This is a genomic window from Cytobacillus sp. FSL W8-0315, assembly GCF_038002905.1.
GTDB classification, from domain to species: domain Bacteria; phylum Bacillota; class Bacilli; order Bacillales; family Cytobacillaceae; genus Cytobacillus; species Cytobacillus pseudoceanisediminis.
Genome location: NZ_JBBOOC010000001.1, coordinates 2609895 through 2623990 on the forward strand (window position 1 = coordinate 2609895; position 14096 = coordinate 2623990).

At 41.5% G+C, this 14096-nt stretch carries 16 protein-coding genes; 10 read left to right on the top strand and 6 right to left on the bottom strand.

The annotated features are described in order from the left end of the window. Positions 1 to 76 precede the first annotated feature (76 nt). Together trhO and MKY20_RS13440 are read left to right on the top strand one after the other, a co-directional pair. Positions 77 to 1027: an oxygen-dependent tRNA uridine(34) hydroxylase TrhO gene (gene trhO, locus MKY20_RS13435; RefSeq protein WP_251174958.1), complete on the top strand. Its 951-nt coding sequence runs from the start codon at positions 77 to 79 to the stop codon at positions 1025 to 1027. 100 nt (positions 1028 to 1127) lie between these two features. Further along, positions 1128 to 1748 carry a LysE family translocator gene (locus MKY20_RS13440; RefSeq protein WP_009333625.1) on the top strand — a complete coding sequence of 207 codons (621 nt, stop codon included), beginning with the start codon at positions 1128 to 1130 and terminating at the stop codon, positions 1746 to 1748. A 75-nt stretch (positions 1749 to 1823) separates the two neighbouring features. Here MKY20_RS13440 and MKY20_RS13445 read toward each other — a convergent pair whose 3' ends face one another. Next, entirely contained in the window at positions 1824 to 2078 is a 255-nt protein-coding gene (locus tag MKY20_RS13445; protein ID WP_341001464.1) for a hypothetical protein, read from the bottom strand. A gap of 65 nt (positions 2079 to 2143) precedes the next feature. Further along, positions 2144 to 2569 (bottom strand): hypothetical protein, encoded by a 426-nt coding sequence (locus MKY20_RS13450; RefSeq protein WP_341001466.1) that lies wholly within the window; start codon positions 2567 to 2569, stop codon positions 2144 to 2146. A gap of 102 nt (positions 2570 to 2671) precedes the next feature. Here MKY20_RS13450 and MKY20_RS13455 point away from each other — a divergent pair, with 102 nt between their 5' ends. The 4 genes from MKY20_RS13455 (at position 2672) to MKY20_RS13470 (ending at position 7494) form a co-directional block, all read left to right on the top strand. Next, on the top strand, positions 2672 to 3136 hold the full coding sequence (locus MKY20_RS13455; protein ID WP_009333627.1) for a hypothetical protein: 465 nt from the start codon (positions 2672 to 2674) through the stop codon (positions 3134 to 3136). A gap of 119 nt (positions 3137 to 3255) precedes the next feature. Further along, on the top strand, positions 3256 to 6474 hold the full coding sequence (locus tag MKY20_RS13460; RefSeq protein ID WP_341001468.1) for a DEAD/DEAH box helicase: 3219 nt from the start codon (positions 3256 to 3258) through the stop codon (positions 6472 to 6474). Positions 6475 to 6487: 13 nt separating this feature from the next. After that, positions 6488 to 6697: a DNA-binding protein gene (locus tag MKY20_RS13465; protein WP_217032161.1), complete on the top strand. Its 210-nt coding sequence runs from the start codon at positions 6488 to 6490 to the stop codon at positions 6695 to 6697. Between the two features lie 350 nt (positions 6698 to 7047). Then, entirely contained in the window at positions 7048 to 7494 is a 447-nt protein-coding gene (locus MKY20_RS13470; protein WP_217032159.1) for a GyrI-like domain-containing protein, read from the top strand. A gap of 28 nt (positions 7495 to 7522) precedes the next feature. Here MKY20_RS13470 and MKY20_RS13475 read toward each other — a convergent pair whose 3' ends face one another. Continuing rightward, complete coding sequence (locus MKY20_RS13475; RefSeq protein WP_019382551.1) at positions 7523 to 8149, bottom strand: metal-dependent hydrolase; 627 nt, start codon at positions 8147 to 8149, stop codon at positions 7523 to 7525. A gap of 223 nt (positions 8150 to 8372) precedes the next feature. On the opposite strand from MKY20_RS13475, the gene MKY20_RS13480 reads away from it, so the two are divergent. Next, a complete protein-coding gene (locus tag MKY20_RS13480; RefSeq protein WP_019382552.1) occupies positions 8373 to 9539 on the top strand; it encodes a TraB/GumN family protein in 1167 nt (388 codons plus the stop codon). Between the two features lie 125 nt (positions 9540 to 9664). On the opposite strand, the gene MKY20_RS13485 is transcribed toward MKY20_RS13480, so the two are convergent. Next, positions 9665 to 10828, bottom strand: coding sequence for an ABC transporter permease (locus MKY20_RS13485; RefSeq protein WP_251156832.1), 1164 nt, complete (start codon positions 10826 to 10828; stop codon positions 9665 to 9667). Continuing rightward, the gene (locus MKY20_RS13490) at positions 10788 to 11717 is read right to left on the bottom strand and encodes an ABC transporter ATP-binding protein (protein WP_251174955.1); all 930 of its coding nucleotides are present in this window, start codon (positions 11715 to 11717) and stop codon (positions 10788 to 10790) included. The genes MKY20_RS13485 and MKY20_RS13490 overlap by 41 nt, the downstream gene beginning before the upstream one ends. Before the next feature lie 224 nt (positions 11718 to 11941). Here MKY20_RS13490 and MKY20_RS13495 point away from each other — a divergent pair, with 224 nt between their 5' ends. Beyond that, a complete protein-coding gene (locus MKY20_RS13495) occupies positions 11942 to 12388 on the top strand; it encodes a nucleotidyltransferase domain-containing protein (protein WP_251174954.1) in 447 nt (148 codons plus the stop codon). Next, a complete protein-coding gene (locus MKY20_RS13500; RefSeq protein ID WP_251174953.1) occupies positions 12385 to 12729 on the top strand; it encodes an aminoglycoside adenylyltransferase domain-containing protein in 345 nt (114 codons plus the stop codon). The genes MKY20_RS13495 and MKY20_RS13500 overlap by 4 nt, the downstream gene beginning before the upstream one ends. 37 nt (positions 12730 to 12766) lie before the next feature. Here MKY20_RS13500 and MKY20_RS13505 read toward each other — a convergent pair whose 3' ends face one another. After that, on the bottom strand, positions 12767 to 13108 hold the full coding sequence (locus tag MKY20_RS13505) for a hypothetical protein (protein ID WP_009333636.1): 342 nt from the start codon (positions 13106 to 13108) through the stop codon (positions 12767 to 12769). 159 nt (positions 13109 to 13267) lie between these two features. Between MKY20_RS13505 and MKY20_RS13510 the strand changes: the two genes are divergently transcribed. Beyond that, positions 13268 to 14080 carry a pentapeptide repeat-containing protein gene (locus MKY20_RS13510; RefSeq protein WP_251175013.1) on the top strand — a complete coding sequence of 271 codons (813 nt, stop codon included), beginning with the start codon at positions 13268 to 13270 and terminating at the stop codon, positions 14078 to 14080. The last annotated feature ends 16 nt before the right edge of the window (positions 14081 to 14096 follow it).

Here is a 14096-nt window from a genome sequence, read left to right on the forward strand (position 1 = left end):
ATCTAGGTAAGTATATATTGTTTTAACCTATTAACAGATATATCTTGCAAATATTAAGTGATAGGTGGAAATACAAATGAGTCAAAAACCATACAGAGTTTTACTTTACTACATGTATGTTCCGATTGAGGACCCTGAGGAGTTCGCAGAGGAGCATAAAGCTTTTTGCAATGAGCTGGGCCTAAAGGGGCGTATTCTTGTTGCGAATGAAGGCATAAACGGGACTGTTTCCGGACCAGTGGAACAGACCGACAGGTATATGGAAGCAATGAAGCAGGATCCGCGCTTTGCGGAAATGGTTTTCAAAATAGATGAAGCAGATGGACATGCATTTCCTAAGATGAAGGTTCGTGCCCGTCCCGAGCTTGTAACTCTTCGCCTTGAAGACGATGTGAACCCGAACGAGGTTACAGGCAAATACCTGGAGCCAAAAGAGTTCTTCGAAAGACTTCAGGATGAAGACACAATTGTGTTAGATGCACGAAATGATTATGAATTTGATCTTGGCCACTTTAGAGGTGCGATCAGGCCGGATATCAAAAATTTCCGCGATCTGCCGGAATGGGTCCGTGAAAATAAAGAATTGCTTGGTGATAAAAAGATCATTACGTATTGCACAGGCGGCATCCGCTGTGAAAAGTTCTCCGGATGGCTTGTAAAAGAAGGATTTGAAGATGTAGCCCAGCTTCACGGAGGAATTGTCACTTATGGAAAAGATCCTGAAGTACAGGGAGAGCTTTGGGACGGCCAGCTATATGTATTCGACGATCGCATTGGCATTCCGGTTAACCAAAAGGAGCATGTAATCGTAGGCAAGGACTACTTCACAGGCGAGCCATGTGAACGCTATGTCAACTGTGCAAATCCTGCATGCAATAAAAAAATCCTATGCTCTGAAGAAAATGAGCATAAATATATGCGCAGCTGTTCTGATGAATGCCGCACGCATCCTCGGAACCGTTATGTTGCTGAACACGGCCTTTCCGAGTCAGAAGTGGAAGAAAGATTAGAAGAAGTAAGAGCATAAATGTTTGGAGCAGATTTTCCTTTATGGAATCTGCTCTTTTTTTATTGGAAATTTCATGAAAACTGATATAATATTCTTAAAATTTTTAGGTGGGTGGGATATGGAGAATTTACTGTTATTTCTGTTTATGTCGTTTCTGCTTGTCATTTTGCCGGGACCTGATACTGGCATCCTAATTCAAAACACGATTTCGAGCGGGAAAAAAAGCGGCATTAAAACGATGTTCGGATCTGTCGCCGGGCTGATGGTCCATACAATGGCCGTTGTATTTGGCTTATCGGCATTAATTGTAAAGTCTGCTTACATTTTTTCTTTTATTAAGTATGCTGGTGCGATATATCTTATTTATTTGGGCATCGTTTCGTTAAAGTCTCTATCAAATAAACAAGAATCAGCGGACATGGTGAGAAAGCATAAGAAGAACAAGTCCCATTTTCTTCAAGGATTTTTCACTTGTGTGTCCAACCCAAAAGTAGCTGTATTCTTTTTAACATTTTTTCCTCAATTTTTAAGTACGGAAGGGAATCACTTTGCGCAGTTTCTTGCGATGGGCTTAATATATAGTCTTATCACAATTATCTGGTTCTTTTTCTACGTATATTTGATTGACTTCTTCAGGGCCTGGCTGAAAAAACCTTCTGTTAATAATGCCATCCAAGGCGTTTCTGGTGTGGTTTTAATGGGCTTTGGCATTAAATTGGCACTTGAGAAACAGCCTTAAGGAAGGGACTGCTTAACCTCTAATATAGGTTAAAGCAGTTTTTTTTATGTTTTAAAGGAGGAATTATACCTTTGATTATAGCTGTTCTCCCCATCTTCTAATTAAATCTGTCATAGCATATTTGTTCTGTTCGAACTGCTTAGCCCGGTGCCCATTTGCGCCAGAAGGATGCGGAAAGCCTGATACTATGATATGTCCTGTAAGTTGTTTGGCTGTGTATAGATGACGGATGATCCTTTCGGCGGTTATTCCCAGCGGGATAATGAGTGCATGGCTATTGATTTGAGCCAGCTCTTCTGGGAATACTTCTGTTGCGTACTCGGCAAGCATCGCTGTTTTTAAAAGATCAGGCTGGTGTCCGGTATAATTATTGCCACGGAAGAAAACCGGATATTTTAGAACAGATGTGGTGTGAAGGAGCGGTCTATTTCGCTCGAAAAGTGTATCAGACCCACAATGTGCAGTGCTTCATATAAACCGCATTGATCTAGCATGCTTATTAAATTTCTCCTCATCCCTCCTGAAAAGCTGGCTGCCTTTTTGGTCTCCTTCAGGATTGCATTAAGCTCTTTTTCAGCAGCCAGTCCTTTCATGAATGATTCAAAGGCAATCCTCATTTGGCTCCATCCAGGAGTAATCCCGACGATCACAATTTTTGCGTCTTTATTGATATATTCGTTGTGCGGAGCATAATATATGTCCAAATCCCCACCCTGACTTATTAAGAACTCTTCAGTCATTAATTGATCCTTTGTCAGCGGCTCGCCTTTTGGCAGCTTTTCAATGGCCGGAAGATACTTTGAAAGTAATGAACACTCCATCAAGATCTCCTTCTAATATGAATTGGTATATGAATAATGTTACCAAATCATGAATAATAAAAGCCATCTAAGAGACATTAACAAATAAAAAGGATTCTGCTCATGATTGGACTGATAATAGCTGCCATTCTTTTTAATTTCATTGCATTTACAACAAAAAAGCGTCTGACTAAAAATCAAATTTTACATATATGGACATTCACAATTTCAGCTCAGCTGATATTTGATGTCATGATTGAGTTTAAATATTGGGGATACTGGTACTTTGACAAGGAGCCAAACTGGGCAGGATTGATGGCACATATTGTTCTTGTACCCCCGGTTAACATGATGTTTCTGAATTGGTATCCTTTCAGAGGGGATCTCATTAAACGATTTTCTTATATTATCTTTTGGGTAGTTGCCATTTTGCTGTATGAAGTCATCGCTTTATTGCCCGAGCCCTGGGGATATTTTAATTATGGCTGGTGGAGATTATGGCATGCAGCTTTACTTGATCCCATGCTGCTTTTATTGATGGTCAAATTCTATAAGCTGATTACGAGGTTTGAAGGGGAACTTAAATAACAGTATAAAGGATGATCTATAAGGGGGATGTGCTCTCCCTTTTTGTGTTAGATGAAATGATTTATGGCAGATGACTGTGATACAATTTAAGTATACATATTCCCGGAAGGAGAACATTTGTGGATATTAAATTGAGTCACAAATTGATAAAAGAAATGTGCGGTACTGTCTCCTTCAAAAGAGGGGACGCTTTTTTCCGTAATAAGAAGGTAACGATAAAGAAATACAATGATGATATTTGTGAAGCAACAGTATCTGCTGGTGAGGATTTTTTCGTTTCGGTCGAGAGTACATCCGGAAACAGTTTTAAGACATTGTGCAGCTGTCCAAAGCTAGCTTCGTTTGATAAAGAATGCCAGCATGCAGCGGCTGTGCTGCTGGAAATTTATGATATGCAGCAGCACAGATCGCCCATGATAAAGGATTCAGCAGGCACCCTTGGGGTTTCTCCCGAACACGCCTTAACGGATGGTCTCATGACACTTTTCAGTGAACAGCCAAGAAGGTCAAGCGGTCACCAGCTTCATTTTGAAAACAGGCAGGTGCTACATCCGGAATTCACATGTGTGCCTGTTCATTTGGGGAAGGGGCATTATTTGTTAGCAATAAAATGTACCATCGGCCCAACAGCTGTCCTTGATATCCGGCAATTTCTTCACTCCGTTAAAGAGGGTGAACCAAGCCTATTATCATTATCATTTACCTATGACCCCGCTTTGCATTGTTTCCCGCCAGAATCTGATGCAGTCCTTCACCAGCTGATACAGCTGATACACGATGAATCCATTTATATAAATGCTTTAATGGATGATTTCGATTATACTGCGACCAAGCATATGCTCTTAATCCCTCCATCATCGTGGGAACGTTTGAAGCCTGTTTTGGCGCTCGCTGAGATAGTAAGGCTTGAGATAATGGGAAAAACATTTGAAAGGATGGCTTTTTCAAAGGAACAGCTGCCTTTAAGGTTTGAGCTTAGCGAAAAAGAAGAGAAATGTTATTTAAATGTTTTTGGCCTGGATCGAATGCTGATCCTGGATTCGTATTATGCTGTTCTATCTGGCGGCAAATTAATCACGCTCAATAAAGAAGATTGCCAGCGTTTATATGATTTAACACAAATGCTGGAGTCAGCCGGGAGAAGCCAGATTCCGATTGCTGCTGAACAAATGGAACTGTTTCTGGAAAAAGTGGTCCCTGGACTGAGAAAGCTGGGGGATGTCCATATTTCTGAAGACATGTCACAAAAATTTATGAAAACACCTTTGGTTGCCAAGCTATACTTAGATCGCCTGCGGAACCGGCTTCTGGCAGGAATTGAATTTCACTATGAAAATATCGTGATCAATCCGCTTGAAAGGAGAGAGCCGAAAGGCGGTACGCGGATTATCAGAGATGTGGAATTAGAGGATGAGATCCTTCAGCTTATGGAGGAAAGCTCCTTTGCAAAGACGGATGGCGGCTACTTTCTGCAAAATGAAGAGCTGGAATATGAATTCCTTTATCATGTTGTCCCTAAACTGCAAAAACTGGTGCAAATATATGCCACTACGTCTGTCAGAAACCGTATTTTCAGGGAGAATGCCAAACCGCAGATACGGATAAAAATGAAAAAAGAGCGGACGAATTGGCTGGAATTCAAGTTTGAATTGACCGGTATAGCTGATCAGGAGATACGGGATGTATTATTTGCACTTGAGGAGAAACGGAAATTCTATCGCCTGAAAAATGGCGCGCTCCTTTCTTTGGAAACAAAAGAATTTGAGGAAATCCAGCGTTTTCTGAAAGCTGTGCCTGAACAGGCTGAGGATCTGGAGAGCGGTTTGAACATGCCGATTGTATCTGGTCTTAGAATGCTGGAGGCAGCTAGTGATCAGGAGATGTTCCGTCATGAGGAATCCTTCAGGGAGTTTTTAGAAGAGCTTCAGAATCCATCATGCCTCCAGACTCCTGTGCCGGAAATCCTGAATCCTATTTTGAGGGAATACCAGAAAAACGGCTTTAAATGGTTAAAGACAATGGCGCATTATGGATTTGGCGGCATTTTGGCTGATGATATGGGACTGGGGAAGACGCTGCAAAGCATTGCTTTTATTCAGTCTGACCTTAAGGAGATTCGGGAATATACCGCTCCTGCACTTATTGTGTGCCCTTCATCCTTAACATATAACTGGTTAAGCGAACTGACGAAGTTCACACCGGACATCCAGACTATTGTCATCGATGGAACTCAAAATGAACGGGCTGAGCTTCAAACGGATTTATCTGGCATTGATGTGGTGATTACTTCCTACCCCTTGGTGCTTAAAGATATTAAATGGTATGAAATGCAGGATTTTTACACTGTTTTTTTCGACGAAGCACAGGCATTTAAAAATCCGGTAACCCAAACAGCGAGGGCAGTAAAGAAAATTAAAGCCAAGTATCGCTTTGCTTTAACAGGCACACCCGTTGAAAATTCAGCGGAAGAACTGTGGTCTATTTTTCATGTTGTCTTCCCTGAATTATTTGGCGGCTTAAAGGATTACGGAAATTTAACACGGAAGACGATTGCCAGAAGGGTTCGTCCCTTCATGCTCAGGAGGCTGAAAGAAGATGTTCTTTCAGAGCTGCCTGAAAAGATGGAGCTTATTGATTCTGCTGAATTGCTGCCGGATCAGAAGAAGCTTTATGCAGCTTACCTGGCAAAACTGAGAGAAGATACCTTAAAGCATTTAAATAAAGATACACTCAGAAAAAACCGCATAAGAATCCTAGCTGGTTTGACACGGCTCCGTCAAATTTGCTGCCACCCTGCTTTATTTGTGGATGGATATAAAGGGAGTTCAGCAAAATTTGAACAGCTCAAGAGAATTATCGAAGAATCCAGATTGTCTGGAAGAAGAGTACTTATTTTTTCGCAGTTCACTAAAATGCTTGATCTTATTGGCCGAGAACTTGCCCTTCTGGATCTGCCGTTTTTCTACCTTGATGGACAGACACCTTCCGCGGAAAGGGTGGAAATCTGCCGCCGATTTAATGAGGGAGAGCGCGATTTTTTCCTGATTTCATTGAAGGCAGGCGGTACGGGTCTAAATTTGACTGGTGCAGATACAGTCATCTTATATGATTTGTGGTGGAACCCCGCCGTTGAGGAACAGGCAGCCGATCGGGCTCATCGCATAGGACAGAAAAATACCGTCCAGGTAATAAAATTATTGTCGAGAGGCACCATCGAAGAGAAGATGAATGAACTTCAGGATAAAAAGAAAAACTTAATTGAAGAAATCATCGATTCGAATGAAAGTGCAGCCGGAAGACTGACGGAAGAAGATATACGCGAAATATTAATGATCTAAAAGGAGAGACCCCATGCCAGAAAATAATCTAAAGGGGAGCAGATTCCCTGAAAAGCTGGCAAAGCCAGCAGTACGTGCACTTGAAGGGGCAGGCTATTTTTCACTGGAACAGCTAGCCGCTGCCACTGAAGCAGAATTGCTGGAACTTCACGGAATGGGACCGAATGCCATGGAAAAACTTCGCAAGGCAATGGCGGACAATGGTTTGTCATTTAAAGGTTAGTTTGGAAGACGCGACTCTTGAGGCGCGTCTTTTTTTTGGCTGTCGTATATTTAGGTTTTTTTAATTACTTAGTTTAATTTGCTGAGTTGATCTTCGCTGTGGGCACTTGATCTCGAAAATGCTGACGCATTTCCTTCGTGCGGTGTTGATTCGAGGAAGTTTATTCAATGTCCTGCGGGATCACCGCACGCCCCGCAGAAAGCAAGTGCCCCGTGCTGAAATCAACGGGCAGAATTCATAGGCAACAACGACAATCTATGAGAAAAAAGTCTTCTTAATCTATCAGATTAAAGGAGGGATTTTCCAATAGTTAGAGAAACTCTTAGTATTAAAAGTTTGGAGGGATTCCTATGTGTAAAGTTGTTTCGCAGGAGTTTAAAGCAGTAGTCATAAAGAACAAGGGTCTTTTTAAGGATTATGCCGGCTTGGTGCCTGAAGCAGCTCAGAGCTTCTTGAAGCATGGCCATCTTGTACAGCATAGCAGCGGACTGGAAGTGACCATTTATGAACCTAAAAGAGGGGAAGACCACTTAGAGGGAATATTTTTTGTCGGTTACTTAGTTCATGAGAAACCTGATACGCTGCCAGATGGGATGGAATATATAGAGGTACAGCATACTTATGCATCAATCAGAGGAAAGGGAGCTGACATGGGCGGCCTGTATGCGCGTCTTAACAATTGGATTAAGGAGCAGGGCAATACGCAGGATTCCGCTGATCATTATATTTTGGAAGTTTATTATCCGGTTGAAAATGAGGATGAGGATGTAGAAGTATACATTCCAGTCAAAAACTAACCGCTCAAATTCTGAGCGGTTGTCTGTCTTAGATCTCTTTCGACGAAATCGGGAGAAAGAGCTTTATGCCCCTTTTATTAAATGGAAGCAATTTAAAATCGGCTATCAAATGACTTATATAACCCGCAAGGCATGTATAGAATACACCCTCTATGCCAAGTGATGCTTCAAATTTCGCAGAGATGAATCCAAAAAAAATAACACCCAGGATGGAATGAGTATAACTGCGGTGGGAAACGAAGGAAGCTATTAATATATAAACCCCAAATAATATCAGCCAAAGTTCCTGCAAAGAGATGCCTCCCGCCAGGACGCCAATTCCGGTAATGGTCAGCATATGCTTTTGCCTGATTTTCGCAGAAATGGCAGTCATACTGATCCCTATAGCGATTCCCAGCCATTTCTCTTTCGGCGAGCCTTCATAGAAGCTATAGATGATCATTAAAATTCCTATGATTTGTGCAACTGTCCGAACGACTTCATGTGAAAGTGTAAGCCGGTCACGAAGTTTTCCATCAATGTCGAGGTCCGGAATTAATCCAGAAACGCTGCCGAGTCCTACTAATAATAGAGTTGTGGATGGGCTGGCATGAACAGTGTTCGCAACCACGTATCCTGCTGCTGCTCCAATAGCTGCATGGGCGGTACCATTCAATATAATTTCCACCTTTATAATATATTTGCATTTTTTTCATGCATTCTTATATTATATCAAAACATTTGTTCTGTTTAGGGGTTAATAGATTATTTTGTTATTTAGGGCTAAATTCCCCTCAGAGTTCATTATCCTGGGCATACTTAAAACAGTTCATGGTATAATGAACAATACATTGAGCTATAAGCATACAAAATAGAATTTGTATCTAAGGAAGGTATTTATGTCAGAGGAAAACATAACGAGGATTCATTTAGACGGCAAGGAATACATACTGATAGGAACAGCACATGTTTCAAAGCACAGCGCGGAACAAGTGAAGGAAGTCATAGAGGCTGAACAGCCTGACTCTGTTTGTGTGGAATTGGATGAACAGAGATATCAATCGATTACAGAAGGCAGCAAGTGGAAGGAAATGGATATCATCCAGGTAATTAAGGAGAAGAAGGCATCACTGCTTTTAATGAATCTGGCGATTTCATCCTTTCAAAACCGCATGGCTGACCAATTCGGCATTAAAGCCGGCCAGGAAATGATTCAGGGAATTGAATCAGCAAAGGCTGCCGGGGCAAAGCTTGTTCTGGCCGACCGGAATATCCAGATTACCTTTGCAAGGATTTGGGGTAACCTCGGATTAAAAGGAAAATCCCTGCTTCTTAGTCAAGTAGTAGCAAGTATTTTCAGCAAGGATACGATAACTGAAGAAGAACTTGAGAAAATGAAAAATCAGGATACGATAAATGCGATTCTAAATGAATTTACAGATAGTTTTCCGCGATTAAAGAAACCGCTCATTGACGAACGGGATCAGTACCTGGCACAAAAAATTAAAGATGCACCAGGAGAAAAAATAGTAGCGGTGCTTGGGGCAGCCCATGTACCGGGGATCAAAGAGGAAATCAAAAAAGAACAGGACATGGCCAAATTGACTGAGCGCCCTCCAAAATCCAATGTTCCAAAGATAATTGGCTGGAGTATTCCGGTGTTCATTTTAGCCATAATCGCCTATACATTCTTCGCAAATCCTTCTGCGGGTCTTGCGCAGACTATCAGCTGGATTATTTGGAATGGCTCCTTGTCGGCGCTGGGGGCTGCCATTGCAATGGGACATCCGCTCACCATTTTAACTGCCTTTGTTGCAGCGCCAATTACATCATTGAATCCCCTTCTTGCAGCAGGCTGGTTTGCCGGACTGACTCAGGCTTATATAAGGCGTCCGAATGTAAGGGATTTTGAAACCTTATCTGAAGATGTCTTCAGTGTTAAAGGATTCTGGAGAAACAAAGTGAGCCGGATTTTATTGATTGTTGTCCTGTCCAATCTGGGCAGTTCGCTGGGAACCTTCATTGGGGGAGCCGATGTAATCAGAGTGTTTTTTGAAAATTTATAAGAAAGCTTTTCTGGGATGAAATCAAAATGATTTCATCCTTTTTCAATTTTAATGAATTTTTTATACTTCCAAAAAAATAATGAAGAAGGCCAGATGGCCGATTTTGGCAGCTGGCACTTCTTTCATTATCTGTCAGCAGCAATCGCTTTTCTCTTATAAAGCAAGGACCCCAAAAGAAAAGTAACGGCTCCCCATATCACCATCACGCCAATTCCTGCCCAAAGTGCTGCTGTAGCAATGCCGGTTTCATACACCATGCTTTCCCTTAAGCCTTCAGCAAAATAGGTTAGCGGCAGGATGCTGGATATTGGCTGGATCCATTCAGGCATCGTTTCAATAGGGAAGAACACTCCGCTTAAAAACATCATGAGAAAACTGCAGATATTGGCTACTCCCATATAAGCTTCTGTCGTTTTGCTGAAAGATGAGAAGAAGTAGCCAAGTGCATTAAAGGATAAAGCACCGATCAGGAATACGATAATCAAGGTAATAGGATTAATATAAAGATTGGCGCCAAATACGAGGACACCTATTAATGAAAGCAGGATGATCTGCACAATACTGAACAACAGCCTCATAACCATATCACTTAATCCGAAGATGCCCATATTTGCCGGTGTCATACGCAGCCTTTTGATTAATCCCTTTCTGCGCATGTCCACCAGGTCCACCATGCCAAACATCCCGCCCTGGGCAATGGATAAAGCTATCATCCCAGTTAAAAGGAAATCTGTATAATCCAATTCATTGGTGCCGGAGGTTATCGATTCATATTGCAAATCATATTTCGGAGAAGCACCTGCAGCCATTAAATTGGCCTGCTGGACAAACTTATCCAGAATGCTTGAAACTGCCTGGGCTGCGGCACCCTGTTCATTTTCTTTGTTTATTACAAGGAAAACAGAGGAAGCCTCTGCCGACTCCGGCAGGATGATGGCGGCATCCACTTCCTGATCTTTTACCCATTCCTCCGCTTTATCCCTCGTGACAGGCTTTCCTGATTTGACTTCCAAAACGGGAAGTCCGCTGATTTGAGAAAGCATCATCTCTGAAGCTGGATTCGGGCTTGGATCCACAACAGCCACTTCGGTTTTAAACTCTTCATCTGAATTTCCGCTGAAGATGACCATGAAGATAACCATTAGAATAACCGGGAAAAAGATGCCCCAGAACCATGCCTGTTTTTCTCGAAGAGTTAATTTCAGCTGTGCCAAAAACATCATTTTAAATTGATGGTATCTATTAATCTTAATCCCTCCATTCTTTGCCGGTAAACGCAATAAACACATCTTCCAGGCTCATTTCCCGTATAGAGACCTGTTCCACCCCGAATGAATTTTCTTTTGTAAACTTAAATAAGTCCAAAAGGGTTTCTTCAGGCTTTGCTGCCCATATTTTTAGAGTTGCTCCTTCCCGTTCCGTTTTGGATACAGATTCCAGATCCTTCGAAAACATATCAGCATTTTCTGCAGCACTTACGCCATCAAGAAAACTCAACCTTATTTCCCGTTCATCTGTAAGCTTCTCTATGAGTGCGGAAGGGGAGTCAAGTGTGATCACATTCCCCTGATCCACGATGCATACACGATCACTTAATTTTTCTGCTTCTTCCATGTAATGAGTGGTAAGGATGGTTGTTTTCCCTAGTTCTTTAAGATGAAGAATGATATCCCAAATATTTCTTCTGGCCTGGGGATCAAGGCCGGTAGTCGGTTCATCCAGAAAAATGATTTCAGGGTCACTAATCAGCGCCAGTCCAATGGCAAGTCTTTGCCTCTGACCGCCTGAAAGCTTTTTTACATGATTTTTGCGGTGCTCCGTAAGATTGACTATTTCCAGGATTTCTTTGGCTGGCCGTGCATGGTCGTAAAAGGATGCAAAAAGGTTCAGGTTTTCTTCTGGTGTCAATAAATCAAACATGGCACTTGACTGTGGCTGGACGCCAATTTTCTTCTTTATTGAAACTGCATGCTTATTCCAATCGAGGTCGCCAAAATGGATTTCACCGTTATCGGGTGAAACAAGGCCCTCAATCATTTCCAGTGTAGTTGTTTTGCCAGCTCCGTTTGGACCGATAATAGTGAAGACTTCCCCGGCATTAACCGAGAAACTTATATCCTGGACAGCCTTTATTTGGCCAAAGGACTTTTGCAGATTTCTTACTTCTAACACAGTCATTCGTTTTCCTCGCTTTCATGACAAGTTGGATATCAGCATCATGCAAATTTCTAACCTTTTATTTAATACGTTACTTTTTTTGAAAAAATTCATTTTTTTAGTAAACTTAATAATATCGATACTGGTACCATAATGTGGGACAAACCGATATAGAAAAGATGAATGCTGAGTTTGAAAATGATATGAGAAGGCTTTTTCTATTAGAAGTTAGGGGAGAAGTGTAAATGCGAGAACTTCCAATAGTGGTTAATGATTTATTAAATGAGTACATAGATCTAGTAAATGAATATATGCCCAATCAGCTTGAAGGCCTTTATTTGCACGGGTCGCTTGCACTGGATGCTTTTGTGGAAGGATCAAGCGATATTGATTTTATTGCGGTTACACAAAGCGGTTTAACTGAATCAGAATTAAAAAAAGCTAAGGAAATCCATAGGATACTAGCAGACAAATATCAGTTTCCTAAGATGGATGGGGTTTATTTAACTCAAAATGACCTGGGAACGCTTTGTGAATGTTTCTACTATAATAACGGGATAATGAATTATGGGCATTTTCTGAATCCAGTCACCTGGTGGCTTTTAAAGAAGAATGGTATTGTCATTTATGGGGATGTTCCGGTTATAGAGATAAATGCCAATGATTTGGTTCGTACACTTATGAGAACATGAATACATATTGGGCAAATCGAATCCAGTCATACGAGGAATCGATTGATGAACTTACACAAACAGCCGACTCTGCGATTGATAAAGAAGTTGAATGGACGGTGCTCGGCATTTTGCGTCAGTTTTACACATTGAGAGAGAAGGATATTATCTCTAAGCAAGGGGCTGGGGAGTACTCCTTAAAGCATTTGCCGGAAAAATGGCACCCAATCATAGTGGATGCCATCAATATTCGCAGAGGTGAGGAAAATAGACATTATACAAGTAAGCGTGATCGAATTGAGGAGACTATTAAACTGTCAAAATATCTTATAAGCCAATCAGCAGCAATTAAAAATAAGTGAGCTTCCCTTGATGTGAAGCTCACTTGACTGAAGGCCGTTACGTTATCCTCATTGGAGTATTCAAGTTATGGGAATCCCGATAAGATCGATAAGAGACAAATCTTTTTCCGTGTGAGGATCCATCCAATTGAAGAATCCTTTCATTAATTGTTTCCATATACAGAAAGTCATCATTCGCATTTAGACGATAGAAAGTGTAGGTGTTTCCAAGGAGTTCTTTCTTTGTTATTTGCGTATCGGGATGCTGCTGGATGAATTCTGACAGCTGCTTAACAGAAACTGAAGGAATCTCTGCCATTTCATAAAGCCTTCCTTTAAGGCTGGCTTTTAGCTTGCCTACGGCACTCATTGCCTTTTCTTTATATTTATTCCTGGACATGAAGTCACTCCTTTATAATGAGATATTAAGAATAATTTCCATTTGCAGAAAGAATAAACATTACCGGCAGGAAAGTCAAGAACAGTAACAACTGAAAAAATATTGCTGAAATCTTTCCTGTACTATGAACGATAGGAAGTGCGCGTTTTGCCTAAACAGATGAGTTATTTAATACCCGATTGTGAAAATTGTTTTGGGCTTTGCTGTGTGGCCCTCCCATATGCAAAATCTGCTGACTTTGCTTTTGATAAGGAAGCAGGTAAACCATGTCCCAATCTGCAAGCTGATTTTCGCTGTCAGATACATGCAGACCTAAGGGGAAAAGGCTTCAGAGGATGCACTTCATTTGAATGCTTTGGAGCAGGCCAAAAAGTATCCCAAAACACTTTTATGAATAGAGACTGGCGCACACATCCCGGACTTAAGAAAGAGATGTTTGATGTGTTTCCCATTATGCATCAGCTTCATGAAATGCTTTTCTACTTAACAGAAATTCTATATTTGGAAGCCGCTAGGCCTATTCATGGTGAAGTCAGAGAAATTTTGGACAAAACAGAGGATTTAACTAATATGGAACCGGGTGTGATTATGGGTACTGATGTCCAGTCACATAGGGGTGAAGTTAATAAGCTGCTTCTGAAAGCCAGTGAGCTTGTCAGGAAGAATTCAGGATTGAATCAAAAATCCGCGAAAAAATATAGCGGCCGGAGAGATTTTATCGGAGCCAGATTAAGCGGTGAGGTGTTGTGCGGAGCAAATTTAAGAGGTTCCCTGTTTATTGCTGCTGACCTGCGCAAAGCTGACTTGAGATATACGGATCTTATTGGTGCAGACTTGAGGGACGCGAATTTAAGCGGAGCTAATCTAATGGGAAGTATTTTTCTTACACAGGCTCAGGTTAATTCAGCAAAAGGGGACATGTATACGAAGCTGCCAAAGGGTTTACAGAGACCTCAGCACTGGGTGAATTAAAAGGAAAGAAGAGATA

Excerpts from the sequence above, each read along its gene's own strand:
- MKY20_RS13465 (WP_217032161.1), top strand. The coding sequence starts at position 6,488 with ATGCCAGAAAATAATCTAAAGGGGAGCAGATTCCCTGAAAAGCTGGCA.
- MKY20_RS13490 (WP_251174955.1), bottom strand. The coding sequence starts at position 11,717 with ATGACTGTGTTAGAAGTAAGAAATCTGCAAAAGTCCTTTGGCCAAATA.
- MKY20_RS13455 (WP_009333627.1), top strand. The coding sequence starts at position 2,672 with ATGATTGGACTGATAATAGCTGCCATTCTTTTTAATTTCATTGCATTT.
- MKY20_RS13480 (WP_019382552.1), top strand. The coding sequence starts at position 8,373 with ATGTCAGAGGAAAACATAACGAGGATTCATTTAGACGGCAAGGAATAC.
- MKY20_RS13440 (WP_009333625.1), top strand. The coding sequence starts at position 1,128 with ATGGAGAATTTACTGTTATTTCTGTTTATGTCGTTTCTGCTTGTCATT.
- MKY20_RS13445 (WP_341001464.1), bottom strand. The coding sequence starts at position 2,078 with ATGCTTGCCGAGTACGCAACAGAAGTATTCCCAGAAGAGCTGGCTCAA.
- MKY20_RS13470 (WP_217032159.1), top strand. The coding sequence starts at position 7,048 with ATGTGTAAAGTTGTTTCGCAGGAGTTTAAAGCAGTAGTCATAAAGAAC.
- MKY20_RS13450 (WP_341001466.1), bottom strand. The coding sequence starts at position 2,569 with ATGGAGTGTTCATTACTTTCAAAGTATCTTCCGGCCATTGAAAAGCTG.
- MKY20_RS13500 (WP_251174953.1), top strand. The coding sequence starts at position 12,385 with ATGAATACATATTGGGCAAATCGAATCCAGTCATACGAGGAATCGATT.
- MKY20_RS13495 (WP_251174954.1), top strand. The coding sequence starts at position 11,942 with ATGCGAGAACTTCCAATAGTGGTTAATGATTTATTAAATGAGTACATA.
- MKY20_RS13485 (WP_251156832.1), bottom strand. The coding sequence starts at position 10,828 with ATGTGTTTATTGCGTTTACCGGCAAAGAATGGAGGGATTAAGATTAAT.
- MKY20_RS13505 (WP_009333636.1), bottom strand. The coding sequence starts at position 13,108 with ATGTCCAGGAATAAATATAAAGAAAAGGCAATGAGTGCCGTAGGCAAG.
- MKY20_RS13510 (WP_251175013.1), top strand. The coding sequence starts at position 13,268 with ATGAGTTATTTAATACCCGATTGTGAAAATTGTTTTGGGCTTTGCTGT.
- trhO (WP_251174958.1), top strand. The coding sequence starts at position 77 with ATGAGTCAAAAACCATACAGAGTTTTACTTTACTACATGTATGTTCCG.